This window comes from Janthinobacterium kochi (assembly GCF_051380715.1).
GTDB lineage: Bacteria > Pseudomonadota > Gammaproteobacteria > Burkholderiales > Burkholderiaceae_D > Janthinobacterium.
In genome coordinates this window covers 215,085-239,492 of sequence record NZ_JBNYXO010000004.1, presented here as the reverse complement: position 1 = coordinate 239,492, position 24,408 = coordinate 215,085, and the positions used below count along the sequence as shown (strand labels likewise).

Here is a 24,408-nt window from a genome sequence, read left to right as displayed (position 1 = left end):
GCGCACCGAACGAATGCCCCACACAGACTATGACTATCCAACTAAGAAAAATAATCCTCTCCTCCCTGCTGGCGTCGCCAGCGCTGGCCATGGCCGGCGAACTGGAACAGCAAATGCAGCGTTGCGCCGTGCTTGGCGATGCCAGCGCCCGCCTGGGCTGCTTCGACACCCTGGCCAAGGCAGCGGAAAAGGCCACCTTCGCCGCCGGCGGTGATTCCGCCACGGCGGCAGTGACCCTGGCAGCGGCAGCCGAGGCCGCTCCCCTCACGCCAGTCAGCCCGCCGGGCGTGGCCACGCCCGACGCGGTCAACGCCGCCATTCCCGCCATCGCGCAGGCTGGCGCCGCGCCACCGGAAACGCCGATTTCGCGCACGCAACAATCGTGGGAACTCAACGATGCCTCGAAGCGCGGCCTGTTCAACTTCCGCCCGCACCGCGATACCTATCTGCTGCTGGCCAACTACAGCAGCGCCTCGAACGACGAGCCGTTCCAGGATTTCACGCCTGGCGGCGTCAAGAGCCAGCACGTGGAACTGACATTCCAGCTGAGCTTCAAGATGAAGTTGCTGGAAGACATAGCCGGCACGCCCATCGACATGTGGTTCGGCTACACGCAGCAAAGTTTCTGGCAAGCGTATAACCGCAAGGCATCGAGCCCGTTCCGCGAGACCAACTATCAGCCAGAATTGATGCTGGTCTTACCGATCAACAAGCATTTCGCGGGCGTGGAATTCAATTACCTGAACTTCGGCCTGGTGCACCAGTCGAATGGCCAGACGTCGACCCTGTCGCGCAGCTGGAATCGCGTGTATGCCGAGCTGGGCGTGGAAAAAGACAACCTGGCCGTCACGACGCGCATCTGGCACCGCCTCGACAATGGCAAGACGGACAATGACAATATCGACATCACCGATTACATGGGGCATGGCGACTTGCGCGTGAGCTACCGCAACAAGGGGCACGAGTATGCCGTGACGGCCCGCCGCAATTTCAGCAAGAAGCATGGCTCCATGCAGGCAAGCTGGGCTTTCCCATTGAAGGCCAACCTGAAAGGCTATCTGCAACTGTTCTCCGGCTATGGCCAGAGCTTGATCGACTACAACTATTCGCAGAAATCGATCGGTGCCGGTTTCATGGTCGACCTGTAAGCAGTACAGTGACAGAAATGAAAATGGCGCCGAGGGCGCCATTTTTTTATGGGAAACATAGTTTTAGCGCCGGCCGCCACCCAGCACGCGCGCCGGCAGCATGACGATGGCGCGCAGCAGTTCGAACACGCCTTCCACGCCAATGCCGATCAGGCGCAATGGCAGCAACAGCAGCCAGACCAGCGGATACAGCACGAGCGCCAGCAAGGCCAGGGGCCAGCACACCAGCAAGAGCAGCAGCCACAGCACGAATCCCAGCATCGCGTTCCCCTCGAATGAAATGTGCGGAGCAAGCCGTGCTTGCCCCGCTACCGTGACAGCACTATATAAAAGCGCTATCTGGAAGGCAACGGCCATGCGATGAACTGCGTGCTACGGGGATGAACGGTGTAAAAACGGGGATGAACGGGGGCTTATTGGCCGACGCAAATCACTTTCGTGATGTATTCATGCGCGTTCGGCTTCTTGTTGGTGGCCCATTTGATGGCCTGGTTGGCATCTTCGATGGTCATGACGGTGGCCTTTTCCTTCGATTTGATGAAGGACACGCCTTCAAACACGCCTTCCTTGCTGCGCATTACCTTGGCAAACACGGGCGGCTTGGTCTCGCCATCGCTGATTTTGTTCTGTTGCACGAGGTAACGCTGATCGATCTGTTCCATGATAGTAAAGCTGTCCAGTGGGTAAAAGACGAAATATACCCTGAATGGACAAACGCCGCAGGACGAAATGCCTGCGGCGTTGCCTTTACATTAATGAAGCTTACGCGTAGACGGCGTTCTGGGCCACCGGTTGCAGGTTGACATCGTAGATGACTTGCGCGCGGATCGACGCTTCCAGCGAAGGAATCGAGCCGCCCGCGCGGTACTGGAAGCTCACTTGCAGCACGTCGCCCGCCTTCACGGCCACCGGCGTGGCCAACGGCAAACACATGTAGTGGTTCAGCCAGTCGATGGTGCTCGAGCGCTCGGGCACCACGGCCAGGATGTTCTTGGTGACGAAACGCAAGGCATTCAGCGTGCCGCTGCGCTCGACGACAAACTTGCCGTCAAAGCCGAATACGCTGTCCGTCGGCTGGCTGAAGTCGATGATGCTATAGACGGACGGCGGCGCCAGTTCCTGCACGCCCGGGTGGATGGCCGTGGTTTCCTGAAATTGCACGATGGGCGCATGAAAGCCCTCAAAGTCGTATTCCTGCTGCATCGGCTGCACGGCCATGATGACGGCTTCGGGCAGGAAGATGGGCAGCGGGCCGCCAAAACGGGCCAGGTAGCGGCGCTTGAACGATTCGATCACTTCCACCTGCTTTTCGCGCAGCATGCCCACATGGATCATTTCGCAAATGACCACATCGACGGGCTCCGGCGGCAGATATTCGAAGGCGTCCGCGTGCACGACTTCAACTTTTTCACCGTTGGGATTGAGCACCAGCATCTTGCGCGCTTCCTTGACCATGTCCGGATTGAACTCCACGCACCACACCTTGTCGGCGCGCGCGGCTGCAAACCACGACAGCACGCCCGTGCCGCCACCCAGTTCCAGCACCTTCATGCCGGGTTTCACCGCGTAATCGATCGCCGACTTGAAACCGTGCATGCGGTTCTGGTCCATCAACATATTGTGATGGTAATGGACGGGGATAAATTGCCCCAGGTAACAACTCTCGATTTCTCGTTCATTCAGCATGTCTGTCCTCTTGGAGTCTGGCTCCGATGGCCGATCGGTTTTGTCATTCCAGAAAGCAGTGATGTCGCACGGGCTGCGCGCGGGGCGGCGACAGTACAACCGGCGCCTGACGGTGGTGTGATTGCCCATGCGAAAGATCTCCTGATTAATGCGACATGATCATTATCGTTAATCGGCAGGGAGAACAAAGGGCTGAGGTGAGAGGCAATTCCATGCCAGTTTCGACGCTGGCATGGAAAATATTACTAAAAAGATCACTTGCGGGCGGCACGTGCCTTCTGGGCAGCTTCGATGATGGCCACCACGCCCGGCTTGTCACCGGCCTGCGCGAACTGCACGGCCGTCCAGCCATGGTCGCTTTTCAGGCTGGCGTCCGCGCCCCAGGACAGCAGCAGCTTGACGGCGCCTTCCTGCCCTTCGCGGGCGGCAAACATCAGCGGCGTGACGTTGGCGGGGGCGCGCGCATCGACCACGGCATCGCGGTCGAGAAAAATCTTCATGATGGGCAAGTCGCCCGCCGAAGCCGCATAGTGCAGCGCCGTCCAGCCGCTCTGGTTGACCTTGGCGCCCTTGGCCAGCAAGGCTTGCACGGCGTCCTGCTTGTGCTTGTAGGCCGCCATCATCAGTGCCGTGTTGCCATTGGCCGAGCGCGCTTCGATGTCGATGCCGGGCGCATCGAGCAGCAGCTTGAACACCTTGTCCGCATCGTCGCGCAGGGCCAGCACGAGGGGAATGTCACCCCGCTGCGTATCAGGCTGGTTCGGATTCATGCCGTCAAGCAGCATGCTGCGCACGCCGCTGGCGTTGTTGACGGATACGGCGCGGAAGAAGCTGTCCGGATCCGGCGCCGCGTGGCTGGCGGTGGACCAGCACAGCAGCATCGCCAGGGCGAATTTTCTCATCATGTTCGACCTTAAGAAGTTATGGCAACTGATTGAATAACTTGAAGAAATTTTCCGTCGTCTGGCGCGCCACCTGCTCCAGAGGGATGCCCTTCAGGGTCGACAGATACTCGGCCACGTGGGCCACATAGCCAGGCTCGTTCATGCGGCCACGGAACGGCACGGGCGCCAGATACGGCGAATCCGTCTCGATGAGGATGCGCTCGAGCGGCACTTCCAGGGCCACGGCTTGCAAATCTTTTGCACTCTTGAACGTGACGATGCCGGAAAAGGAAATATAGAAGCCCATGTCGATGGCGGCGCGCGCCACTTCCAGCGATTCCGTAAAGCAATGCATGACGCCGGCCACGCCACCGTCGGCGACGCCGGCGCCCTCTTCTCGCATGATGCGTATCGTGTCTGCACTGGCCGCTCTTGTGTGAATAATCAAGGGCTTGCGGGTGATTCTTGACGCTTTGATGTGCGTCCTGAAACGCTCGCGCTGCCACTCGAGGTCGCCCGTCAGGCGGAAATAGTCGAGGCCCGTCTCGCCAATGGCGATGATCTTCGGATGGTCGGCCAGGCGCACCAGGTCTTCCACGGATGGTTCAGGCGTGTCCTCGTAGTCGGGATGCACGCCGACGGAAGCAAAAATATGCGGATACTGCTCGGCCAAGGCCAGCACCTGGGGAAAGTCCGGCAAGTCGACGGACACGCACAGGGCGTGCGTCACCTTGTTCTCGGCCATCTTGGCGAGGATCTCGGGCATGCGAGCAGCCAGCTCGGGAAAATTGATATGGCAATGGGAATCGATATACATAAGGCGGAATTGTACCGGAGGGAGCAAAAACTGGCAGGGGAAGCGCTGGGCGCAGCCCCCCCTGCCGCGGCGGTTCAGATGCTTGCAGCCGATTACAACTGAGAGGACGGGTGTTCGGCGAGCGGAACGAAGTTGCCGGTCGACTCGTCGAGCGCGTCGAGGGAACCGTTCTCGATGTCATACACCCAGCCGTGCAGGGTCAGCCGGTTTTGCGCCATGGCCAGCGCCACCGAGGGATGGGTGCGCAGGTTATTCAATTGCGCCACCACGTTGGCGCGCACCATGCCGTCGATGCGCGACTGTTCCGTCGGATGCGCGACCGACTCGTTGATCATGCGCGCCGCATCGGCATGGTGCAGCCAGGTGCGCACGGCCGGCATGTGGTCCAGGCAGGCACAGGTGGCAATCGCCTTCATCGCGCCGCAATCGGAATGGCCGCAAATGACGATGTCGCTCACGTTCAAGGCCGACACGGCAAATTCGACCGTGGCGCTCACGCCGCCCGGTTCGGGACCATACGACGGCACGATGTTGCCCGCGTTGCGGATCACGAAGAGCTCGCCCGGTTCGCGCTGCGTCACCAGTTCCGGCACCATGCGGCTGTCCGAGCAGGAAATGAACAGTGCCTTGGGGGTTTGCCCCGTGGCCAAGGTCTTGAACAACTCGCGGCGGGTGGGGAAAACCTCTTTTTGGAAGCGTAGAAATCCAGCAATAATGTCGCGCATAAATAAATGGAATGGTTAGCTGAGCCGATATTATCGCTGATCTGGCGCCTGTCCTGCCTATTGCCCTGCTGGTGGCTGCCACAGCTCCACCTTGTTGCCCTCGGGATCGATGACCCAGCCGAACTGGCCATATTCCGAATCGGGCGCCTTGTCCAGCACCGTGCAGCCTTCGTCGCGCAGGGCTTGCAGCAGCGCATCGAGGTCGTCGACCCGGTAATTGATCATGAAGGTAGCCTTGCCGGGCGCGAATTGCTCGCTATCCCGTGCTGCCACGGACCAGATGGTGGTGCCGCCGGTGGGCTGGCCATCGCCGTCCGTCCACGTGAAGGCAGCCCCGCCCCAGGGCTGCACGTCCAGGCCCAGGTGGCGCTGGTACCAGGCACGCAACGTGGCCGGGTCTTGCGCGTGGAAGAAGATGCCGCCGATGCCAGTGACCCGTTTCATGCGCGCCTCCGTTGCTGTCCAGTGCGTCGACTGTAACATCGGGCCCCGGGCGTGGCAAACGGCCATGGCGCTAGGCAAAAATGTTATCAAGATGTATAGTGGAACACCGGTGTGCAGCCAGGCGGTTGCGCGCGGAAACGTGGAGAGTGTTCATGCTGAAAATTGCCAGCCCTTTGATACTGCTGGCCTGCCTGGCCCTGACAGCGCATGCACAAGACAAGCGCGACGCGCCCAAGCCCCCCCCGGAAGCGGGCCTGTGCGCGTCCGTGTGCGCATCGGCACGCCAGGATTGCCGCGCGCAAGTGCAGCAAGCCACGGAAGACGATAGCAGCCCCATCTTGTCGATGAAGCCCAGCAGCAATCCCTACGCTGCCGCGAGCCGGGAAACGGGACCCCAGTCGCAGCAGCTGCAGCCGACGCAAGCCCAGGCCTTCCGCGCCCGGCGCGCCGAACGCTTGCAATCTTGTGAAGTGCACTACCGCAGCTGCACGCGCGCCTGCGGCTAAGTCATTCCAATCGCGCCAAGCATCAAACAATCTGGATTAAATGGACATGGCAAGTGCTTGATTTCATTGACAACTTGACGAGTAGTCGAGCAGCATGTCTTCGAGGAACAGCTTGGGCGACAATGGGTGTTCGGCAATCGCCCGGCGTTCGTTGGCGGCCTTGATGGCGGCCATCAAACGGCTGACGTTGATGCGTGCGGCCAGCGCTTCGAGCTCGCGCCGGTGGCGCGGGTAATAGCGGATGGTGCCCGCCAGCTTGACGGAAAACACGTCGTACAGCCAGCGCTGCAAGGACGCCACCAGCGGCGCCAGCGGCGCCTTCTGCAATTTATCCGCCGCCTTCAGGGCCGCTTCCACGCCGGGATTGGCCAGCACTTGCAGCAACTGTTCCGTTTCTTCGCGGCCACCCGATTCGGACTGGGCCAGCGCGGCCAGCGGCGCGCCGCCCTGCTCGCGCAGCCAACTGTCCGCATCGTTCAAGCCTTGTTGCTTGAGCCAGGTCAAGGCTTGCTCGTGGCTGGGCATGGGCAAGGCAAATTTCCTGCAGCGCGACAGGATCGTCGGCAGCAGCCGGTCCAGGCTGTTCGATGCCAGCAGGAACAAGGTGCCCGGCGGCGGCTCTTCCAGGGTCTTCAGCAAGGCGTTCGAGGCGGGCGTGTTGAGCGCCTCGGCCGGATACAGCACCACCACGCGCAAGCCCTGGCGGTGCGTGGAAATGTTCATGAAGTCCGCCAGATTGCGGATCTGCTCGATCTTGATGTCTTTCGACGGCGTCTTGGTCTTGGCGCTTTTCTTCGCGCCGTCACCGTCTTCGCCATCGTCGGCTACCTCGTCTTCCAGCGCTTCCGGACGGACCCGGCGGTAATCGGGGTGGTTGCCCTGGCTAAACCATCCGCACGAGGCGCACGCGCCGCACGCGTGGCCGTCGGCGCGCACGTCTTCGCACAGCAAGGCCTGCGCAAAATGCTCGATGAAGTCGGCCTTGCCGATGCCTTGCGCGCCATGGAACAGAATGGCGTGCGGCATGCGCGGGCGCAAGGCTTGCAATTGCTGCCAGGCGTCCTGTTGCCACGGATAGAGAGAACTGGTCATTTTATTCTTTGTAAATCAGCGATTTGCGACGCTTTGTTCGAGCAACACATCAAGTAGTTGCGCAAGCTGCACCTGGATATCGGCAATACTTTGCGTGGCATCGATGATGCGGAAACGCTCCGGGAACTGGGCCGCACGGCGCAGATACTCGTTGCGCGTGGCGGCAAAGAAGTCTGCCTGCTCCTGCTCGAACTTGTCGAGCGCGCGCGTGGCGTCCAGGCGGGCTCTGGCCACGGCCAGCGGCACGTCGAACAGGAACGTCAGGTCCGGCTGCAAATGCGGGTGCACCCATGCCTCCAGCGCTTCCATCTTGCGCAAGTCCATGCCGCGGCCGCCGCCCTGGTAGGCGAAACTGGCATCGCTGAAGCGGTCGGAAATGACCCACTCGCCCCGCGCCAGAGCGGGTGCGATGACTTGCGCGATGTGTTCGCGGCGGCTGGCGAACATCAGCAAGGCTTCCGTTTCCAGGTGCATTTTTTCATGCAGCAGCAGTTCGCGCAGCTTTTCACCCAGGCTGGTGCCGCCCGGTTCACGCGACGACACGAGGCTTACGCCCCGCTGCTGCAGATAGTCGGTGACAAAGCCGATATGCGTCGACTTGCCCGCGCCATCGATACCTTCGAAGGTGATGAAACGGGGTTGATAGTGTTGTGTCATGAAACTCTTAATCTGGTGATGATGAATGCTGGCAATTACCGCTGATATTGATTCACGGCGCGGTTATGGTCTGGCAAGTTGGCCGAGAACTGGCTGGTGCCGTCGCCGCGCGCGACGAAATACAGCGCTTGCGTGCGGGCCGGCGCCAGCGCCGCCGTCAGCGATTGCGCGCCAGCCAGGGCGATCGGCGTGGGCGGCAAGCCGCCGCGCGTGTAGGTATTGTAAGGGGTGTCCGCTTCCAGGTCGCGTTTGCGGATCTTGCCCTGGTAGTTGTCTCCCATGCCATAGATCACGGTCGGGTCTGTCTGCAACAGCATGCCGGTTTTCAGGCGGTTGACGAAGACGCCGGCAATCATGGCGCGCTCAGACTTTTGCCCCGTTTCCTTTTCCACGATGGAAGCCATGATCAGCGCCTCGTACGGGTTTTTATAGGGCAGGGCCGGATCGCGCTTGTCCCACGCTTCGGACAGACGGCCTATCATGGCCGTGTGCGCCTGCTTGAAAATCTGCATTTCGCTGGCGCCCTTGGCGAACAGATAGGTATCCGGGAAGAACAGGCCTTCCGGATGCACATATTCAGGGCTGATTTTCGCCATCAGTTCCTTGTCGGACAGGCCTACGGTATCGTGCTTGAGGCCAGCATGGTTGGCCATGGCCAGGCGCATCTGCTTGAAAGTCCAGCCTTCGATGATGGTCAGCGACTCTTGCGCGAATTCACCGCGTGCCAGTTGCGTGATCAGGCGCTGCGGCGTGGTGCCCGGTTTCAACTCGTAGGAACCGGCCTTGATCTTCGAGGTCTTGCCTTCGATGCGCGCCAGCAGGTTGAACAGGATGGGCACGATGGGCACGCCCGCGTCCGCAATCTGCTGGCCGGCCGCATGCGCGCCGCTGCCCGGCGTGATCGTAAACGGGATCGCTTCGCCTTCCGTGGTGATGGGCTGCTGCGCCCAGTACACAAAAGTACCACCGACGCCGATGGCGGCGATGACTGAGCTGACTACAAGTTTTTTAAAGAAAGCCATTGTTCCGATTCTTGTGATGCGGATGCTGGCGGGCAGCACGCGCTTGTTATGATCGTTCATTTGTGAAGCAAGTGCGCGCAAAGCGGCGCCAGCACTGGCAATCTTGCCGCTGCCGACGCGATCTGCGCGACATCACTATAATGAACCCGTAATGATAATGCTTAATCGCTGATCTAATGGAAATTATGAATAACTGGAATCAATTTTTAACAGCACAAGGCGCCCGTCCCGTTGCCACCGGTGGCGCGCCTGACAGCACCGCCCCCATCGCCGCCGCCACTATCCACGATTTCGGCCAGTCCCTGACAGTGTCCCAGCTGCAAGAAGGTTTTGTCGCGGCCATCACGGACCAGGGCTTGATCGGCTTGAATGGCGACGAGGCAGCCAGTTTCCTGCACGGCCAGCTGACCAACGACGTGGAACACCTGGAGCAGCAGCAAGTGCGCCTGGCCGGCTACTGCACGCCGAAAGGCCGGCTGCTGGCCAGTTTCCTGATGTGGCGCAATGCCACCACCATTTATCTGCAATTGCCGCGCACCATACAGCCGGCCATCCAGAAGCGCTTGCAGATGTTCGTGCTGCGCGCCAAGGCCAAGCTGCACGATGCGTCCGTTGATGAGGCCAATCAAGTCATCCTGGGCCTCGGCGGCAAGCAAGCCAGCGCCGCCCTGGCCGCCTGGTTCCCCACCCTGCCTGCCGCGCCGTTCAGCAAGGTCGAGCATGTGCTGGGTACCCTGCTGCGCGTGGCCGATGCGTTCGGCAGCGCCCGCTATGAATGGCTGACCTCCGCCGCCACGGCGCGCGACGTGTGGCCGCCATTGACGCAACAGCTGGCCAAGGGCGGCAACGACGCCTGGCAATTGTCGGAAATCCATGCAGGCATCCCGCAGATCACGGCTACCACGCAAGAACAATTCGTGCCGCAAATGGTCAACTTCGAGCTGCTGGGCGGCGTCAATTTCAAGAAAGGCTGCTACCCAGGCCAGGAAATCGTCGCGCGCAGCCAGTATTTGGGCAAGCTCAAGCGCCGCACCACCCTCGTCAGCATCGCCGATCCTTCGGTAGTGGCCGGCGGCGAACTGTTCGCCGTCAGCGACCCGGACCAGCCTTGCGGCATGGTCGTCAACGCCGCGCCCAACGGCGTGGGCGGCATCGACGCCCTCGTTGAAATGAAGCTGGGGGCGATAGCAGAAGGTTCAAGCGTCGCCGGCACCGTGCGCTACGGCTCGAGCCAGGGCGTTCACGTGCAGTTCCTGCCCATGCCTTACGTGCTCGACGCACTCGACTTGTGAGAATGCCATGAAAGATTTATACATTTACTATCAAGTGAAGGAAGAGCACGCCCAGGCGCTGGAAGCGCGCGTGCGCGCCATGCAAGCGAAACTGGCGGCTGCCTCCGGCGTGGCGCCACAACTGAAGCGCCGCCCGGAAATGAAGGATGGCTTGCAGACGTGGATGGAAATCTATCCCGTCGTCGGCGAAGGCTTTGCCGAACAGCTGGCCGCTGCCGCCGACGAGGCGGGCTTGCTGGCCCTGACGGCCGGCGCGCGGCAAACGGAAGTGTTCATGGATTTGCCTCCATGTGCCTGATCGTTTTTGCCTGGAAAGTCAATCCGCACATCCCGCTGATTGCCGCCGCCAACCGCGACGAATTCTATGAGCGCGCCAGCGCCCCTGCCGGTGCCTGGCCCGAACACCCGCAAGTATATGCGGGCCGCGACCTGCAGGCAGGCGGCAGCTGGATGGGCATCACGCAGGCCGGCAGCGGCAGTTCGCGCTTTGCCGCCATCACGAATATCCGCAGCCCGCAAGACCGCAACCCGGACGCCCCCTCGCGCGGCGCCCTGGTTGCCGACTATCTGGCCGGCAACATGTCGCCACAAGACTACATCGCGCAAATCCGCTCCGGCTGCAAAGCCTACAACGGTTTTAATCTGGTGCTGGGCGATGCGCATACGCTGATCTGGTTTTCCAACCGGGGCGATGGCGATGCGCGCAATGGCCAGCCTCTGGAACCGGGCATCTACGGCTTGTCGAACGCCCTGCTGGACGCGCCGTGGCCGAAAGTCTTGAAGACCAAGGCCCAGTTCGCCAGCCTGCTGTGCCAGGGCGCGCCCGACGATGCCTATTTCGACATGCTGGCCGACACCACGCGCGCGCCCGACTTCCGCTTGCCGGACACGGGCGTGCCGCTCGACCTCGAGCGCGTGCTGTCCGCCGTCTGCATCGAAACGCCGGGCTACGGCACGCGCACGTCCACCGTCGTGAAACTGTTCCCGGACTCGCCCGGCGAACTGCATGAGCTGCTGATACAGTAGGTCGGGTTAGCGCGCAACGCGCAACCCGACAACACCACCACACTCAACCAACATCACCGCCGTCCCCGATGTCGGATTACGCGCGCCTCTGGCGCGCTAATCCGACCTACGCAAGCTCCTCCAATCCTCATCGAAAAACCACCAGCCAGCCATGCGCACAAAAAAGAAAGCGCTTGCGCAAGCGCTTTCTTTTGTTTACGATAGATTCAAACGCGGCGACACAGCCGTACCCAATCGCAGCACATAATAAAAAAAATCATCAGGAGACACCATGGCCACCATGGAAGATGTAGCGCGGGCGGCGGACGTATCGCTGTCGACCGTTTCGCACGTAGTCAACGGCACGCGCAAGGTCAGCCCGAAAACCGTCGCCGCCGTCAATGCGGCCATGCAGCAGATCGGCTATGTGCCGAACATGCTGGCGCGCGCCCTGGCCGGCTCGTCGTCGGGCACCATCGGCGTGGCCATTTCCGCCTTCACCAATCATTACTTCAGCGAAACCGTGCGCGCCATCGAGGCGGCCTGCACGCGCCACGGCTTGATGATGCTGTTTTCCGATACGCATGACGACCCCGAACAGGAACTCAAAGTGGTGCAGAACTTGCACCAGCGACGCGTCGATGGCATCGTACTGGCGCCCTCGGGCGATCCGCACAACCGCGCTCTCGACTATTTGACCAGCAACAAGATCGCTTCCGTGCTGGTGGACCGCATGTCACCGCAACCATTCGACCAGGTGGGCGTGGAAAACACCGAGGCGACGGCGCAACTGGTCAGCCATTTGATCGCGACGCACGGCCACCGCCGCATCGGCTTCATCGCCGGCGCGCCCGGCCTGTCCACGACGCATGAGCGCATCGCAGGCTACCGCCTGGCCTTACAGCGCGCCAACATCGTTTTTGACCCCGAACTGCTGCGCTCGGGCGACTCCAAACTGGAGCGCAGCGGCGCGGCCACGCGTGAATTGCTGGCGCTGGCGCCCGGACAACGTCCGACGGCCATCGTGGCCGGCAATAACCTGATGACCATCGGCACCATGCATGCCTTGCGCGACGCGCACATTGCGGTACCGCAAGATGTGGCGCTGGCAGGCTTCGATGATTTCGACTGGGCCGATTACTTCAGCCCCCGCCTGACCGTGATGGCCCAGCCGCTCGAGGAGCTGGGCGCCAGGGCCGTCGACCTGTTGATCGAACGTATCGCCAACCCGGACCGCACCCAGCATGTGCAGCGCTTGTCGCCAACCTTGCGCGTGCGCAATTCCTGCGGCTGTCCCTGACCTTTTACAGTAAAACAATATGCATCCAGCGATTTCCCTCGGTATCGACCTCGGTACCTCCGAACTGAAAACCGTGCTGATGGACAGTACTGGCAAGGTGCGCGGCCAGGCTTCCGTGCGCCTGGATGTGAGCCGCCCGCAGCCGGGCTGGTCCGAACAGTCGCCGCAGGACTGGTGGGCCGCCTGCGTCAACGCACTGGGCCAGCTGCGCGCCGCCTGGCCGCAGGACTACGCGCAGATCGCCTGCATCGGCCTGTCTGGCCAGATGCATGGTGCCGTGCTGCTCGACGCCAACGATACTGTGATCCGTCCCGCCATCCTGTGGAACGATGCGCGCGCCGAGGCCGAAGCGGCTGCACTGGCGCGCGACTATCCCGCGTATGCGGACGTGACGGGCAGCTTGCCCATGGCAGGCCTGACGGCGCCGAAACTGCTGTGGCTGAAAAAGCATGAGCCTGATGCCTTTGCCGCCATCGCCTGCCTGCTGTCGCCGAAAGACTATCTGCGCCTGCGCTTGACGGGGATCAAACTGACGGACATGTCCGACGCGGCCGGCACCCTGTGGCTCGACGAGGCCAGGCGCGCCTGGTACGCCCCCATGCTGGTCGCCTGCGGCCTGGCACCGGAACAGATGCCGGCACTGGCCGAAGGCGATGCGGCCACGGGCACCGTGCTGGCCGCTATCACCGACCAGCTGGGCTTGCCCATGGACGTGGTAGTGGCGGGCGGCGGCGGCGACAACCCCGTCTCGGCCGTGGGCATCGGCGCCGTCAATGGCGGCGACAGTTTTATTTCGCTGGGCACCAGCGCCGCCATCGTTTCCGTCACCGAAGCGCCTTTGGGCAACCCGGCCGGCGGCGTCCACAGCTTTTGTCACGCCCTGCCCGGGCGCTGGTATGCGATGGGCGCGATTTTGTCGGGCGCCAGCTGCTTGCGCTGGGCGACTGGCGTGCTGGGCCAGCCCGACGAAGCGGCACTGCTGGCGCTGGTGGAAGCGCGCTTGCCGCTCGATGCGCCCATCGCGCCCTCGGCGCCCCTGTTCCTGCCGTATTTGTCGGGCGAGCGCACGCCGCATAACGACCCGCAAGTGCGCGGCGCGTTCTTGCAGCTGGGCCACGACAGCACGCCGGCGCAGCTCGGCTACGCCGTACTCGAAGGCGTGGCCTTCGCCTTGCGCGACGCCATGGCGGCCGTCACCTCAACCGGTGCAGTGGTGCCCCACTGCATGCTGGTGGGCGGCGGCGCGCGCAGCCAATACTGGGCGCAGTTGCTGGCCAATGTGCTGGGACGCGAAATGCGCACCCTGCACAACAGCGAACTGTCGGCCAGCCTGGGCGCAGCCAAGCTGGGCTTTGCCGCTATCGGCGACACCAGCCTGCTGACGCAGGGCTTGCCCATCAAAAACACTTTCCTGCCCGATGCCGCGCACAGCGCAGCCTTGAGCATTCGTTACGGTCGGTACCGTAGCCTGTTTCCCGCCGTGCAAGCCTTGCACCAACTCAGTGATAAGGAATAGTAATGAATCAGTTGCAACAATTAAAACAGCACAGCACCGTCGTCGCCGACACGGGTGACTTCTTGCAACTGGCGCGCTTCGCGCCGCAAGACGCCACCACCAACCCGTCACTGATCCTGAAGGCCGTGCTGCAGCCCGATTACGCGCCCTTGCTGGAAAGCACCGTCGCCGCGCACAAAACCGCGTCGCTGGACGACATCGTCGATGAAGTACTGGTGCGCTTCGGCCTGGAAATTTTGAAGGTCGTGCCGGGCCGCGTGTCGACGGAGGTCGATGCCCGCTTGAGCTTTGACCGCGCCGCCACCGTGGCCCGGGCGCGCCGTTTGATCGCCCTTTACGAGCAAGCAGGCATAGCCCGTGAGCGCGTGCTGATCAAGATCGCCGCCACCTGGGAGGGCATTCAGGCGGCGCGCGAACTGGAAGCCGATGGCATCTTTTGCAACCTGACCCTGCTGTTCGCGTTTTGCCAGGCCGTCGCCTGCGCCGATGCCAAAGTACGCCTGATTTCGCCGTTTGTGGGCCGCATCTACGACTGGCACAAGAAGTCCTTGGGCGCGGCATGGGACGAAGCGGCGCGCAGCCTGTCCAATGATCCAGGTGTACAGTCCGTGACACGCATCTTCAATTACTACAAACAACATGGCATCGCCACGCAAGTGATGGGCGCCAGCTTCCGCAACGTGGGACAGATCACGGCCCTGTCAGGTTGCGACTTGCTGACCATCAGCCCCGACTTGCTGGCGAAGCTGGAAGCATCCAACGCACCATTCGAGCGCGCCCTGGGCGCCGATTTGGGCGCGGCGCAGCCGGCCATCACGTATGACGAGGCCGCTTTCCGCTACGCCTTGAACGACGATGCGATGGCGACCGAAAAGCTGGCCGAAGGCATACGCGGCTTTGCCATCGATGCGGGCAAGCTGGACGCCATGATCGAGCAATTACGCAAGCGCTAGGTTTGCACGCAGTTTTCACCCGTAGCACCGTTTGTTTTTACAATAAAAACCCTTGGAGATCCTCATGAAAAAAGTCATTACCGCCACCCTGCTGCTGTCCGCCGCCTGCGGCGCCTTTGCCGCCGACAAACCGCTGAAATCGATCGGCGTGAGCGTGGGCGACCTGGCCAACCCCTTCTTCGTGGCGATTGGCCGCGGCGCGGAAGAAAGCGCGAAAAAGCTCGGCGGCCCTGGCGTGAAAGTCACCACGGTGTCCAGCAAGTATGACCTGAACACCCAGGTAGACCAGATTGAAAACTTCATCGCCAACAAGACCGACATCATCATCCTGAACGCCGTCGATTCCAAGGGCATCGCACCGGCCATCAAGAAAGCGCGCAATGCGGGCGTGGTCGTGATCGCCGTCGATGTGGGCGCCGTAGGAGCTTCCGCCACCGTAATGTCCGACAACACCATGGCGGGAGACGTTTCGTGCGCCTACCTGGCCAAGCAAATCGGCGGCAAGGGCAATGTGGTGATCCTCAACGGCCCACCGGTCACGTCCGTGATCGACCGCGTGAATGGCTGCAAGAAAACCCTGGCTGCCTTCAAGGATATCAAGATCCTGTCCGACAACCAGAACGCGGGCGGCAGCCGCGACGGCGGCATGACCGTGATGTCGAACTTGCTGACGGCCTATCCGAAGATCGACGCCGTATTCGCCATCAATGACCCGACCGGCATCGGCGCCGAACTGGCGATCAAGCAGTCGAAGCGCACCGATGTGAAACTGATCACGGCCGTCGATGGCGCACCCGATGGCCAGAACGCCCTGAAAAACAAGGCTGGCCTGTTTGCCGCCACCTCGGCGCAAAACCCGTACCGCATGGCCACCGACGCCGTACAGATGGGCTACGACATCATGAATGGCCGTACGCCGAAACAGACCATGGTGCTGTTGCCGACCCCGGCCATCACCAAGGAAAACGTCGCCACCTACACGGGCTGGGTAAAGAACTGATCTGCCTGACCTGAACCACGTGGCGCCGCCGGCCAGTTCGCAGGCGGCGCCAGTTTCACCCGCAAGGAAGGACAGTCATGAGCGACGAAATTATTTTTGAAATGCGCGGCATCGAGAAGCGCTTTGGCGCCACGCGCGCGCTGCGCGGTGTGCACCTGACGGTGCGCAGCGGCGAAATCCATGCCGTGATGGGCGAAAACGGCGCCGGCAAGAGCACCCTGATGAAAATCCTCTCGGGCGTGTACACCCCCGATGCGGGCGAAATCATTCTCGACGGAAAACCGATCAAGATCCGCAACCCGGGCGAGGCGCGCGCGCTGGGCATCAACCTGATTTACCAGGAACTGAGCGTGGCCAAGAACATGACGGTGGCGCAGAACGTCTTCATGGGCAGCGAGCCGCAGGGACCATTCTGGACCGTCAAGGGCGGCGAAATGCGCGCGCGCACCAACGCCATCCTGGACGACCTCGGTTCCCGCTTCGACGCGGACACCATGGTGTCCAGCCTGTCGATCGCCGAGCAGCAGCAGGTGGAAATCGCCCGCGCCCTCGTGCACGAAAGCCGCATCCTGATCATGGACGAGCCCACTGCCGCCCTGTCCGACCGGGAAACCGAACAATTGTTCCGCATCATCGAAGAACAGCGCGACAAGGGCCTGGCCGTGCTGTACATCAGCCACCGCATGGCCGAGGTGGAGCGCCTTGCGCGCCGCATCACGGTGCTGCGCGACGGCGCCTATGTGGGTGAGCTGGGCAAGGATGAACTGGATCAAAAGAAAGTCGTGCAAATGATGGTGGGCCGCCCCGCCGACGACTTTTATGCGCACCAGCGGCGCACCACGCGCGGCGCCGAGCGCCTGCGCGTGGAAAACGTGGGCGGTGGCAAGGTCAAGCCTGCCTCGTTCGCGCTGCATGCGGGCGAAGTCACGGGCCTGGCCGGCCTGGTCGGCGCGGGCCGCACGGAACTGGCGCGGCTGATCTTTGGCGCCGACAAGAAGCAATCGGGGAAAGTGTGGCTCGATGGCCAGGAAGTACATATCCACCGGCCACTGGCGGCCATCCGCCACGGCATCGGCTATTTGCCCGAAGACCGCAAGAGCTTGGGCTTGTTCATGCAATTGTCGGCCATGGAAAACATGTCGATGAATATCCTGTCCAGGCATTCCACGGCGGGCGTGGTCAACCGTGGCGCCCTGACGCAGCTGACGCGTGAGGCGATAGCCAACCTCAACGTCAAGGTCTCGGGGCCGGATGGCATCGTCGGCGGACTCTCTGGCGGCAACCAGCAGAAAGTCTTGCTGGCGCGCTGGCTGGCCATCGCGCCCAAGGTCCTCATCCTCGACGAACCGACGCGGGGCGTGGACGTGGGCGCGAAGAGTGAAATTTACAAGATCATCCACCAGTTGGCGGATGCGGGCACGGCCGTGCTGTGCATTTCCAGCGAACTGGCCGAGCTGGTCGGCATCTGCGACCGCGTGATGGTGATGTGCGAAGGACGCCTGACGGGCGAAGTGACGGGCGACGACATCACGCAGGAAAACATCCTCGCCTATGCCACCCATCTGGACGCCGCTTAAAAAATCAATACAGGGAGAACTATCATGACTACCACTACCACCGGCGGCGCCGCAAGCGCGAGCCAACCCTTCAATGCCTCGAACCTGATGCGCCGCCTGGGCATGCTGCCCGTGCTGGTGGTGCTGTACCTGGCCATGTACGGCCTGACCGTGTATTTCTCGGCCGACGGCACGTCGACCTTCATGACCAGCAATAACACCATGAATATCTTCCGCCAGGTGTCGATCAACATCGTGCTGGCCTCGGGCATGACCTTCGTCATTCTGACCAGCGGCATCGATTTATCCGTCGGTTCCGTGCTGGCCGTCTCGGCCGTGGCGGGAATGCTGATGTCGCTGTCGGCCCAATTCGCCGGCTTCTCGATTCCCACCTTCCTCATCGTCGGCCTGCTGCTGGGCGCATTGAACGGCGTGCTGGTCGCCCTCGTCGGCCTGAACCCGTTCGTCGTCACCCTGGGCACCATGACGGCCCTGCGCGGCGCAGCCTACCTGTTCGCCGACGGCACCAGCGTGCTGAACACGGAAATCCCCAGCTTCGAATGGATGGGCAACGGCAGCTTCCTGGCCATTCCCTGGCTGATCTGGCTGGCCGCGGCCGTCGTCGTGCTGACGTGGTTTATTTTGCGCAAGACGACCCTGGGTCTGCATATCTACGCTGTCGGCGGCAATATCCAGGCGGCCCGTTTGACGGGTATCAAGGTCGGCCTCGTGTTGATGTTTGTCTACACCATCAGCGGCCTGTTCGCGGGTCTGGGCGGCGCCATGTCGGCCAGCCGTTTGTATGCGGCCAACGGCAACTGGGGCACCGGCTATGAACTGGACGCCATCGCCGCCGTCGTGTTGGGCGGCACCAGCCTGATGGGCGGCGTCGGTTCCGTCTGGGGCACCGTCATCGGCGCGCTGATCATCGGCGTGATGAACAATGGCTTGACGATCCTGGGACTGTCATCGTTCTGGCAGTATGTGGCCAAGGGTGTCGTCATCGTGCTGGCGGTGATCCTGGATAAATGGCGCCAGAGCCACGCGCAAAATTAAAATCCGGGGTCAGACCCTCAACTCCGCTAACGCAAAGCTCTGTGCCAACGTTAGGGGGGGTCTGACCCCAGCAGTTAAAACTGCAGCCGCATCTCCACATGCGCAATCCCCGCCTCTTCAAATTGTTCCCCCTGCTGCACGAAACCGTGGCGCGCATAGAATGGCGCGGCCACGGTTTGCGCGTTCAGCACCACCGCTGCATCGCCGCGTGCGCGCGCCTTGTCCATCAGCAAGGTCAAGATGGCGCCGCCCACGCCCGTGCCGCGGCCCGGCTGGCGCACAGCCATGCGGCCGATATGGCCGTCCGGCAATAATCGGCCCGTGCCGATGGCGGCACCAAAGTCGTCATAGGCGACGGCGTGCAGGCAGACCGCGTCCATGTCGTCGAGTTCGATCTCGGCCGGCACTTTCTGTTCATCGACGAAAACTTCAAAACGGATGGCGGTGGCGTCAGGGCCCAGGGTGGCCCAGTCGCCGAGGCGGATGGTGTGCTTGGTCATGGTAGATGGTAGTAAGAGACGGGCCGCAATTGTCGCACGGCCCGCCTTTCATAGGGGGCTAGCCCAGCTTCACCAATTGCTTGCCGAAGTTGCGGCCTTTCAGCAGACCGATGAAGGCTTCCGGTGCGCTGGCCAGGCCGTCGGCCACGGATTCGCGAAATTTCAGCTTGCCCGTCGCCACCAGGGTAGCCAGTTCCGCCAGGCCTTGCGGCCAGAATTCCGGCTGCTCCGAGACGATGAAGCCGCGCACGGTCAGGCGGTTGGTGAGGATGAAGCGCGCATTGTCGAGCGGCGTCGCTTCGCCGTTGTAGCCGGCGATCCAGCCGCACACCGCGACGCGGCCAAACGCATTGGTGCGCGCCAGGGCTGCGTCGAAGATGGCGCCACCCACGTTTTCAAAGATGGCGTCGATGCCGTCCGGCGTGGCCGCTGCCAGGTCGGCCGCCAGGTTGCCCGCCTTGTAATCGACGCAGGCATCGAAACCCAGTTCCTTGACGACATACGCGCATTTCTCGGCGCCGCCGGCGATGCCGACGACACGGCAGCCTTTCAATTTCGCCAACTGGCCCACGACGCTGCCCACGGCGCCGCTGGCGGCCGACACGACCACCGTTTCGCCCGCTTTCGGCGCCATGATCTGGTTCAAGCCATACCACGCCGTCATGCCCGGCATGCCGACGGCACCCAGATAGGCCGAGGCGGGGATGTGCGTCGTGTCGACCTTGCGCAGCATCGTACCGTCCGAGACAGCCACTTCCGTCCAGCCCAACGTCCCCACGACCGTGTCGCCCACGGCGAACTTCGGATGCTTCGATTCCAGCACCACGCCCACCGTGCCGCCGATCATGGTTTCGTCGAGCGCCTGCGGCGCCGCATAGCTTTTACCCGCACTCATGCGCCCGCGCATGTAGGGGTCCAAGGACAGATACTGGTTGCGTACCAGCAATTGACCATCCGTGATGGAGGGAATGTCTTTCGTTTCCAGGCGGAAGTTATCTGGCTGCACTTCGGCCGTGGGACGCGAGGCGAGGACGATGCGTTGGTAGGTGGTCATGATGCTCCTGTCAATAAAGTTGATAGCTTACATTGATATTCACGACACCGAACAAAACCGTAGCGAGCGGAAGGGAGAGGTGGCCGAGAAGCGCAACCGTACTGTAGTACGGTGAGCATCGCAGTCCACCTATACCGACGCGCAGTAGGTTTGGTTCGGTGTCACTACACTTCGTAGTCCATGCATTGCCGTGCTTCCCGCACAGCCCCAAAAAACGGCTTGATTTTCACGTGCTCGGGGTGGTTCTGGTAGGCATCGAGCGCTGCGCGGCTGGCGAACTCGCTGTACAGCACGATGTCGTAGGTCGCTTCCAGGCCAGGCTGGGCCACGGCCGCCTCGAATTTCAGTATGCCGGGCACCAAATCCGAACAGGAATCGAGCAAGGCTTTCAGTTTCAAGGCGTTCGTGGCGCGGTCGGCGCCTTCGGCGTGGTCTAACAGTTTCCAGAAAACAATGTGCTTGATCATGGTGGCAGGCTGCTTGTTTATTAATGAAGCATGACTGTACCCGCTATCGGCGTGTTTTGCAGAGCGCACCGGTGGAATGCAAACGGGCGGCCTGGAAGCCGCCCGCAGACTGAGGTCAATCTACGTCACAGCACCTCGAACAGGCCGGCCGCGCCCTGGCCGCCGCCGATGCACATGGTCACCACCACATATTTGACGCCGCGGCGCTTGCCTTCAATCAAGGCGTGGCCCGTCAGGCGCGCGCCCGACACGCCGTACGGGTGGCCGACGGCAATCGCCCCGCCATTGACGTTCAGGCGCTCCATGGGGATGCCCAGGGTGTCGGCGCAATACAGCACTTGTACGGCGAACGCTTCGTTGAGTTCCCACAGGCCGATGTCGGCCACCGTCAAGCCCGCTTTTTTCAGCAGTTTCGGAATCGCGTAGACCGGGCCGATGCCCATTTCATCGGGTTCGCAGCCGGCCACGGCAAAGCCGCGGAAGATGCCCAGCGGCTGCAAGCCTTTCGCTTCGGCCACTTTCGCGTTCATCACGATGGCCATCGCCGCGCCATCGGAAAACTGGCTGGCATTGCCAGCGCTGATGACGCCGCCCGGCATGGCCGGGCGGATCTTGGCCACGCCGTCATAGGTCGTGTCGGCACGGATGCCTTCATCGGCAGAGATTGTCACTTCGCGCGACACCAGCATGCCGCTGGCCTTGTCGGCCACGCCCATGATGGTGGTCATCGGCACGATTTCCGCATCGAACAGGCCGGCAGCCAGGGCGGCGGCGGCACGCTGCTGGCTTTGCGCGCCATAGGCATCCTGGCGCTCGCGCGAAATCTGGTAGCGCTTGGCCACGGTTTCGGCCGTCTGCAGCATGGGCCAGTACACTTCCGGCTTGTGCTGCTGCAGCCAGACGTCGCGATACATATGCGTATTCATTTCGTTTTGCACGCAGGAAATCGATTCCACGCCGCCCGCCGCATAGATATCGCCTTCGCCGGCGATGATGCGCTGCGCCGCCAGGGCGATCGCCTGCAAGCCCGACGAGCAAAAACGGTTGACGGTCATGCCGGCAGTCGTGACGGGGCAGCCGCTGCGCAAGGCGACCTGGCGCGCGAGATTGCCGCCCGTGGCGCCTTCGGGAAAGGCGCAGCCGACCAGCACGTCTTCCACTTCTTCCGCCTCGATGCGCGCGCGCTCGATGGCGGCCGCCAGCACGTGGCCGCCCAGGGTGGCGCCGTGCGTCATGTTGAACGCGCCCTTCCAGGACTTGGCCAGGCCCGTGCGGGCGGTCGATACGATGACGGCTTCATTCATGCTGTGTCTCCTTGTGGGAATGTTATATGGTGGTGCCTCGGAAGCAGAATAGCACATTTAAGTACGGTCGTTCGCAAAGTTTTGGCAAGCACAACTAGTAAGCTTCATGTAAGTTTCAAGCAAGCATGACGTAAGGTTTAGAGAACACACTCGCCTCCAAGCTGTTGCAAGAATGGTCAAAAAGACCGCGGCAATAGTTCACTATAAAACATAGGGAGACAAACCATGGCAACACCATCCGGCTCGGCCGACGTACGGAAATTTTCCACCAAGGGAACGCCGATCACGCCCGAAGAACGCAAGGTCATTTTTGCGTCTTCACTCGGCACCGTCTTTGAATGGTACGATTTTTACCTGTACGGTTCGCTCGCTTCCATCATCGCCAAGCAATTCTTCATCGGCGACCCCACCACCACCTTCATCTTCGCGCTGCTGGCCTTTGCCGCCGGCTTCATCGTGCGTCCGTTCGGCGCTCTGGTCTTCGGCCGCCTGGGCGACATGATCGGCCGCAAGTACACCTTCCTGATCACCATCCTGATCATGGGCGGCTCCACCTTCATCGTCGGCTTGCTGCCGGGCCATGCCTCCATCGGCATCGCCGCACCGATCATCCTCGTCTTTCTGCGCATCCTGCAAGGCCTGGCGCTGGGCGGCGAATACGGCGGCGCAGCCACCTACGTGGCCGAGCACGCGCCTGAAGGCAAGCGCGGCGCGTTCACGGCGTGGATACAAACCACGGCTACCCTGGGCTTCTTCCTGTCGCTGATGGTCATCTTGGGCACCCGCCTGGCGACCGGCGAAAAAGATTTCGAAGCATGGGGCTGGCGCATTCCCTTCCTGGTCTCCGTCATCCTGCTGGGTATTTCCGTGTGGATCCGCCTGGCCATGAATGAATCGCCAGCGTTTGCCAAGATGAAAGCCGAGGGCAAGACCTCGAAAGCGCCGCTGACGGAAGCATTCGGCAAATGGAAAAACCTGAAGATCGTCATCCTGGCCCTGATCGGCCTGACCGCCGGCCAGGCCGTCGTGTGGTACACGGGCCAGTTCTACGCCCTGTTCTTCATGATCCAGACCCTGAAAGTCGACCTGGCAACGGCCAACGTGCTGATCGCCATCGCCCTGCTGCTGGCCACGCCGTTCTTCCTCTTCTTCGGCAGCCTGTCCGACCGCATCGGCCGCAAGTACATCATCCTCGGCGGCTGCCTGATCGCCGCGGCGACCTACTTTCCGATCTTCAACGGCCTGACCCACTTCGCCAATCCGCAGCTGGAAGCGGCACTGAAGAATTCGCCTGTGGTGGTGGTGGCGGATCCGGCCTCCTGCCACTTCCAGTTCAACCTGACGGGCCAGAAGAAATTCCCATCGTCGTGCGACATCGCCACGGCTTTCCTGTCGAACAGCTCGGTGAACTACACGAAGGAAGACGCGCCCGCCGGCAGCGTGGCAAAAGTGCGCATAGGCGCTAAGGAATTAACCTCGTTTAACGCCGTCATGACGGCCGACGGCTTGAATTTCGATGCGGACAGCAAAGCCAAGGAAGCCGCGTTCAAGAAAGAAATCGGCGCCGGCATCAAGGAAGCGGGCTACCCGGCCAAAGCCGATCCGGAGCAGATCAACAAGCCGATGGTCGTCTTGTTGCTGTTCATCCTGGTACTGTATGTGACCATGGTGTATGGCCCGATCGCCGCCATGCTGGTGGAAATGTTCCCGACGCGTATCCGTTACACCTCGATGTCCCTGCCCTACCACATCGGTAACGGCTGGTTCGGCGGCTTGCTGCCGACCACGGCCTTCGCGCTAGTGGCCTTCAAGGGCGATATCTATTACGGCCTGTGGTATCCGATCGTCATCGCCCTGGCGACTGTCGTGATCGGCACCCTGTTCGTCAAGGAAACCAAGGATAACAATATCTACGCCGACGATTGATCCAACGCCAGCCCCGGCCACAATGCCGGGGTCCGCAAAGCAAAACGCCGCTGACTGCTCAGCGGCGTTTGTTTTTTATACGGCGTATGCGGCGGCGAGCTTACTTGTCGCTCTTGCTCTTTGTCAGCTGGTCGCGCTGCTGCACGTATTCCTGGTAGCTGGTCTGGTTGCGCTTGCGGCAGGCATTGCGGTCGTCAAAATTATTGAGGCTGTTGCAATACTCACCGATCTTGTCCCGGTTCGCGTCATACAAGACTTCACAGCCAGTCATGGCCAGCAAGAAGGGAACGATCAGATATTTCATTGCTACTCTCATGGATAGGGACGAAATTGCGCGTAAAAACACCAGATTGCCCGCTGGATAAGCGGGCAGCTTTATCTTAACGCGATCTTGCCGAAAAGTACAAGCGCTCGGTATTACTGAATGGAAAGGATTCGCCTGCGCACGCGCCCCGCTGCATGCTATGGTGGAAGTTTCTCCTACCAGACTCGTTTCAA

At 61.7% G+C, this 24,408-nt stretch carries 27 protein-coding genes; 12 read left to right on the top strand and 15 right to left on the bottom strand.

The window, feature by feature from the left end:
* Positions 1-29: 29 nt before the first annotated feature.
* The gene (locus tag ACQ4WL_RS11455; RefSeq protein ID WP_436509847.1) at positions 30-1,148 is read left to right on the top strand and encodes a phospholipase A; all 1,119 of its coding nucleotides are present in this window, start codon (positions 30-32) and stop codon (positions 1,146-1,148) included.
* A 63-nt stretch (positions 1,149-1,211) separates the two neighbouring features.
* On the opposite strand, the gene ACQ4WL_RS11450 is transcribed toward ACQ4WL_RS11455, so the two are convergent.
* From ACQ4WL_RS11450 to ACQ4WL_RS11420, 7 genes are all read right to left on the bottom strand, one after another.
* On the bottom strand, positions 1,212-1,409 hold the full coding sequence (locus ACQ4WL_RS11450; protein WP_436509846.1) for a hypothetical protein: 198 nt from the start codon (positions 1,407-1,409) through the stop codon (positions 1,212-1,214).
* 152 nt (positions 1,410-1,561) lie between these two features.
* Complete coding sequence (locus ACQ4WL_RS11445) at positions 1,562-1,810, bottom strand: hypothetical protein (protein ID WP_436509845.1); 249 nt, start codon at positions 1,808-1,810, stop codon at positions 1,562-1,564.
* A 100-nt stretch (positions 1,811-1,910) separates the two neighbouring features.
* The gene (locus ACQ4WL_RS11440) at positions 1,911-2,834 is read right to left on the bottom strand and encodes a class I SAM-dependent methyltransferase (RefSeq protein WP_436509844.1); all 924 of its coding nucleotides are present in this window, start codon (positions 2,832-2,834) and stop codon (positions 1,911-1,913) included.
* A gap of 254 nt (positions 2,835-3,088) precedes the next feature.
* The gene (locus ACQ4WL_RS11435) at positions 3,089-3,739 is read right to left on the bottom strand and encodes an ankyrin repeat domain-containing protein (RefSeq protein WP_436509843.1); all 651 of its coding nucleotides are present in this window, start codon (positions 3,737-3,739) and stop codon (positions 3,089-3,091) included.
* Positions 3,740-3,755: 16 nt separating this feature from the next.
* A complete protein-coding gene (locus tag ACQ4WL_RS11430; RefSeq protein WP_436509842.1) occupies positions 3,756-4,535 on the bottom strand; it encodes a TatD family hydrolase in 780 nt (259 codons plus the stop codon).
* Between the two features lie 92 nt (positions 4,536-4,627).
* Positions 4,628-5,260, bottom strand: a complete 633-nt coding sequence (locus tag ACQ4WL_RS11425) for a carbonic anhydrase (protein ID WP_436509841.1) — start codon at positions 5,258-5,260, stop codon at positions 4,628-4,630.
* A 57-nt stretch (positions 5,261-5,317) separates the two neighbouring features.
* Positions 5,318-5,704, bottom strand: coding sequence for a VOC family protein (locus ACQ4WL_RS11420; protein ID WP_436509840.1), 387 nt, complete (start codon positions 5,702-5,704; stop codon positions 5,318-5,320).
* 152 nt (positions 5,705-5,856) lie between these two features.
* Between ACQ4WL_RS11420 and ACQ4WL_RS11415 the strand changes: the two genes are divergently transcribed.
* Entirely contained in the window at positions 5,857-6,210 is a 354-nt protein-coding gene (locus tag ACQ4WL_RS11415) for a hypothetical protein (protein WP_436509839.1), read from the top strand.
* A gap of 63 nt (positions 6,211-6,273) precedes the next feature.
* Here ACQ4WL_RS11415 and ACQ4WL_RS11410 read toward each other — a convergent pair whose 3' ends face one another.
* From ACQ4WL_RS11410 to mltG, 3 genes are read right to left on the bottom strand one after another with little or no spacing between them, the layout of a single operon-like run.
* On the bottom strand, positions 6,274-7,302 hold the full coding sequence (locus ACQ4WL_RS11410) for a DNA polymerase III subunit delta' (RefSeq protein ID WP_436509838.1): 1,029 nt from the start codon (positions 7,300-7,302) through the stop codon (positions 6,274-6,276).
* Positions 7,303-7,317: 15 nt separating this feature from the next.
* Positions 7,318-7,959: a dTMP kinase gene (gene tmk / locus ACQ4WL_RS11405; RefSeq protein ID WP_436509837.1), complete on the bottom strand. Its 642-nt coding sequence runs from the start codon at positions 7,957-7,959 to the stop codon at positions 7,318-7,320.
* Positions 7,960-7,994: 35 nt separating this feature from the next.
* Complete coding sequence (mltG, locus tag ACQ4WL_RS11400) at positions 7,995-8,981, bottom strand: endolytic transglycosylase MltG (protein WP_436509836.1); 987 nt, start codon at positions 8,979-8,981, stop codon at positions 7,995-7,997.
* 176 nt (positions 8,982-9,157) lie between these two features.
* Between mltG and ygfZ the strand changes: the two genes are divergently transcribed.
* The 9 genes from ygfZ (at position 9,158) to ACQ4WL_RS11355 (ending at position 18,659) form a co-directional block, all read left to right on the top strand.
* Positions 9,158-10,273 carry a CAF17-like 4Fe-4S cluster assembly/insertion protein YgfZ gene (gene ygfZ / locus ACQ4WL_RS11395; RefSeq protein ID WP_436509835.1) on the top strand — a complete coding sequence of 372 codons (1,116 nt, stop codon included), beginning with the start codon at positions 9,158-9,160 and terminating at the stop codon, positions 10,271-10,273.
* Between the two features lie 7 nt (positions 10,274-10,280).
* Positions 10,281-10,571, top strand: a complete 291-nt coding sequence (locus ACQ4WL_RS11390) for a DUF4936 family protein (protein ID WP_436509834.1) — start codon at positions 10,281-10,283, stop codon at positions 10,569-10,571.
* The gene (locus ACQ4WL_RS11385) at positions 10,562-11,299 is read left to right on the top strand and encodes an NRDE family protein (RefSeq protein ID WP_436509833.1); all 738 of its coding nucleotides are present in this window, start codon (positions 10,562-10,564) and stop codon (positions 11,297-11,299) included. The genes ACQ4WL_RS11390 and ACQ4WL_RS11385 overlap by 10 nt, the downstream gene beginning before the upstream one ends.
* 271 nt (positions 11,300-11,570) lie before the next feature.
* Complete coding sequence (locus tag ACQ4WL_RS11380) at positions 11,571-12,578, top strand: LacI family DNA-binding transcriptional regulator (RefSeq protein ID WP_436509832.1); 1,008 nt, start codon at positions 11,571-11,573, stop codon at positions 12,576-12,578.
* 31 nt (positions 12,579-12,609) lie between these two features.
* Positions 12,610-14,094: a xylulokinase gene (gene xylB, locus ACQ4WL_RS11375; RefSeq protein WP_436510071.1), complete on the top strand. Its 1,485-nt coding sequence runs from the start codon at positions 12,610-12,612 to the stop codon at positions 14,092-14,094.
* 2 nt (positions 14,095-14,096) lie between these two features.
* Positions 14,097-15,047, top strand: coding sequence for a transaldolase (gene tal / locus ACQ4WL_RS11370; protein WP_436509831.1), 951 nt, complete (start codon positions 14,097-14,099; stop codon positions 15,045-15,047).
* A 64-nt stretch (positions 15,048-15,111) separates the two neighbouring features.
* The gene (locus tag ACQ4WL_RS11365; RefSeq protein ID WP_096235540.1) at positions 15,112-16,047 is read left to right on the top strand and encodes an ABC transporter substrate-binding protein; all 936 of its coding nucleotides are present in this window, start codon (positions 15,112-15,114) and stop codon (positions 16,045-16,047) included.
* Between the two features lie 77 nt (positions 16,048-16,124).
* Positions 16,125-17,624, top strand: a complete 1,500-nt coding sequence (locus ACQ4WL_RS11360; RefSeq protein ID WP_436509830.1) for a sugar ABC transporter ATP-binding protein — start codon at positions 16,125-16,127, stop codon at positions 17,622-17,624.
* A gap of 24 nt (positions 17,625-17,648) precedes the next feature.
* Positions 17,649-18,659, top strand: a complete 1,011-nt coding sequence (locus ACQ4WL_RS11355) for an ABC transporter permease subunit (RefSeq protein WP_436509829.1) — start codon at positions 17,649-17,651, stop codon at positions 18,657-18,659.
* Positions 18,660-18,733: 74 nt separating this feature from the next.
* Here the strand turns inward: ACQ4WL_RS11355 and ACQ4WL_RS11350 are convergent, their stop codons facing one another.
* The 4 genes from ACQ4WL_RS11350 to ACQ4WL_RS11335 form a co-directional block, all read right to left on the bottom strand.
* Entirely contained in the window at positions 18,734-19,159 is a 426-nt protein-coding gene (locus ACQ4WL_RS11350) for a GNAT family N-acetyltransferase (RefSeq protein WP_436509828.1), read from the bottom strand.
* 58 nt (positions 19,160-19,217) lie between these two features.
* On the bottom strand, positions 19,218-20,213 hold the full coding sequence (locus tag ACQ4WL_RS11345; protein ID WP_436509827.1) for an NADP-dependent oxidoreductase: 996 nt from the start codon (positions 20,211-20,213) through the stop codon (positions 19,218-19,220).
* A gap of 164 nt (positions 20,214-20,377) precedes the next feature.
* Positions 20,378-20,680 (bottom strand): Dabb family protein, encoded by a 303-nt coding sequence (locus ACQ4WL_RS11340; RefSeq protein WP_436509826.1) that lies wholly within the window; start codon positions 20,678-20,680, stop codon positions 20,378-20,380.
* A 125-nt stretch (positions 20,681-20,805) separates the two neighbouring features.
* Positions 20,806-21,984, bottom strand: coding sequence for an acetyl-CoA C-acyltransferase (locus ACQ4WL_RS11335; protein WP_436509825.1), 1,179 nt, complete (start codon positions 21,982-21,984; stop codon positions 20,806-20,808).
* A gap of 225 nt (positions 21,985-22,209) precedes the next feature.
* Between ACQ4WL_RS11335 and ACQ4WL_RS11330 the strand changes: the two genes are divergently transcribed.
* Positions 22,210-23,910, top strand: a complete 1,701-nt coding sequence (locus ACQ4WL_RS11330; RefSeq protein WP_436509824.1) for an MFS transporter — start codon at positions 22,210-22,212, stop codon at positions 23,908-23,910.
* 100 nt (positions 23,911-24,010) lie between these two features.
* On the opposite strand, the gene ACQ4WL_RS11325 is transcribed toward ACQ4WL_RS11330, so the two are convergent.
* Positions 24,011-24,214, bottom strand: coding sequence for a hypothetical protein (locus ACQ4WL_RS11325; protein ID WP_436509823.1), 204 nt, complete (start codon positions 24,212-24,214; stop codon positions 24,011-24,013).
* Positions 24,215-24,408: the final 194 nt, after the last annotated feature.

What these genes read in the sequence shown, in the direction of transcription:
- ACQ4WL_RS11385 (WP_436509833.1), top strand. Translation starts at nt 10,562, where the DNA reads ATGTGCCTGATCGTTTTTGCCTGGAAAGTCAATCCGCACATCCCGCTG.
- ACQ4WL_RS11325 (WP_436509823.1), bottom strand. Translation starts at nt 24,214, where the DNA reads ATGAAATATCTGATCGTTCCCTTCTTGCTGGCCATGACTGGCTGTGAA.
- ACQ4WL_RS11330 (WP_436509824.1), top strand. Translation starts at nt 22,210, where the DNA reads ATGGCAACACCATCCGGCTCGGCCGACGTACGGAAATTTTCCACCAAG.
- ygfZ (WP_436509835.1), top strand. Translation starts at nt 9,158, where the DNA reads ATGGAAATTATGAATAACTGGAATCAATTTTTAACAGCACAAGGCGCC.
- ACQ4WL_RS11445 (WP_436509845.1), bottom strand. Translation starts at nt 1,810, where the DNA reads ATGGAACAGATCGATCAGCGTTACCTCGTGCAACAGAACAAAATCAGC.
- ACQ4WL_RS11355 (WP_436509829.1), top strand. Translation starts at nt 17,649, where the DNA reads ATGACTACCACTACCACCGGCGGCGCCGCAAGCGCGAGCCAACCCTTC.
- ACQ4WL_RS11425 (WP_436509841.1), bottom strand. Translation starts at nt 5,260, where the DNA reads ATGCGCGACATTATTGCTGGATTTCTACGCTTCCAAAAAGAGGTTTTC.
- ACQ4WL_RS11435 (WP_436509843.1), bottom strand. Translation starts at nt 3,739, where the DNA reads ATGATGAGAAAATTCGCCCTGGCGATGCTGCTGTGCTGGTCCACCGCC.
- ACQ4WL_RS11440 (WP_436509844.1), bottom strand. Translation starts at nt 2,834, where the DNA reads ATGCTGAATGAACGAGAAATCGAGAGTTGTTACCTGGGGCAATTTATC.
- ACQ4WL_RS11380 (WP_436509832.1), top strand. Translation starts at nt 11,571, where the DNA reads ATGGCCACCATGGAAGATGTAGCGCGGGCGGCGGACGTATCGCTGTCG.
- ACQ4WL_RS11430 (WP_436509842.1), bottom strand. Translation starts at nt 4,535, where the DNA reads ATGTATATCGATTCCCATTGCCATATCAATTTTCCCGAGCTGGCTGCT.
- ACQ4WL_RS11420 (WP_436509840.1), bottom strand. Translation starts at nt 5,704, where the DNA reads ATGAAACGGGTCACTGGCATCGGCGGCATCTTCTTCCACGCGCAAGAC.
- tal (WP_436509831.1), top strand. Translation starts at nt 14,097, where the DNA reads ATGAATCAGTTGCAACAATTAAAACAGCACAGCACCGTCGTCGCCGAC.
- ACQ4WL_RS11410 (WP_436509838.1), bottom strand. Translation starts at nt 7,302, where the DNA reads ATGACCAGTTCTCTCTATCCGTGGCAACAGGACGCCTGGCAGCAATTG.
- ACQ4WL_RS11455 (WP_436509847.1), top strand. Translation starts at nt 30, where the DNA reads ATGACTATCCAACTAAGAAAAATAATCCTCTCCTCCCTGCTGGCGTCG.
- ACQ4WL_RS11360 (WP_436509830.1), top strand. Translation starts at nt 16,125, where the DNA reads ATGAGCGACGAAATTATTTTTGAAATGCGCGGCATCGAGAAGCGCTTT.
- ACQ4WL_RS11335 (WP_436509825.1), bottom strand. Translation starts at nt 21,984, where the DNA reads ATGAATGAAGCCGTCATCGTATCGACCGCCCGCACGGGCCTGGCCAAG.
- ACQ4WL_RS11390 (WP_436509834.1), top strand. Translation starts at nt 10,281, where the DNA reads ATGAAAGATTTATACATTTACTATCAAGTGAAGGAAGAGCACGCCCAG.
- ACQ4WL_RS11350 (WP_436509828.1), bottom strand. Translation starts at nt 19,159, where the DNA reads ATGACCAAGCACACCATCCGCCTCGGCGACTGGGCCACCCTGGGCCCT.
- ACQ4WL_RS11340 (WP_436509826.1), bottom strand. Translation starts at nt 20,680, where the DNA reads ATGATCAAGCACATTGTTTTCTGGAAACTGTTAGACCACGCCGAAGGC.
- ACQ4WL_RS11415 (WP_436509839.1), top strand. Translation starts at nt 5,857, where the DNA reads ATGCTGAAAATTGCCAGCCCTTTGATACTGCTGGCCTGCCTGGCCCTG.
- ACQ4WL_RS11450 (WP_436509846.1), bottom strand. Translation starts at nt 1,409, where the DNA reads ATGCTGGGATTCGTGCTGTGGCTGCTGCTCTTGCTGGTGTGCTGGCCC.
- ACQ4WL_RS11345 (WP_436509827.1), bottom strand. Translation starts at nt 20,213, where the DNA reads ATGACCACCTACCAACGCATCGTCCTCGCCTCGCGTCCCACGGCCGAA.
- mltG (WP_436509836.1), bottom strand. Translation starts at nt 8,981, where the DNA reads ATGGCTTTCTTTAAAAAACTTGTAGTCAGCTCAGTCATCGCCGCCATC.
- ACQ4WL_RS11365 (WP_096235540.1), top strand. Translation starts at nt 15,112, where the DNA reads ATGAAAAAAGTCATTACCGCCACCCTGCTGCTGTCCGCCGCCTGCGGC.
- tmk (WP_436509837.1), bottom strand. Translation starts at nt 7,959, where the DNA reads ATGACACAACACTATCAACCCCGTTTCATCACCTTCGAAGGTATCGAT.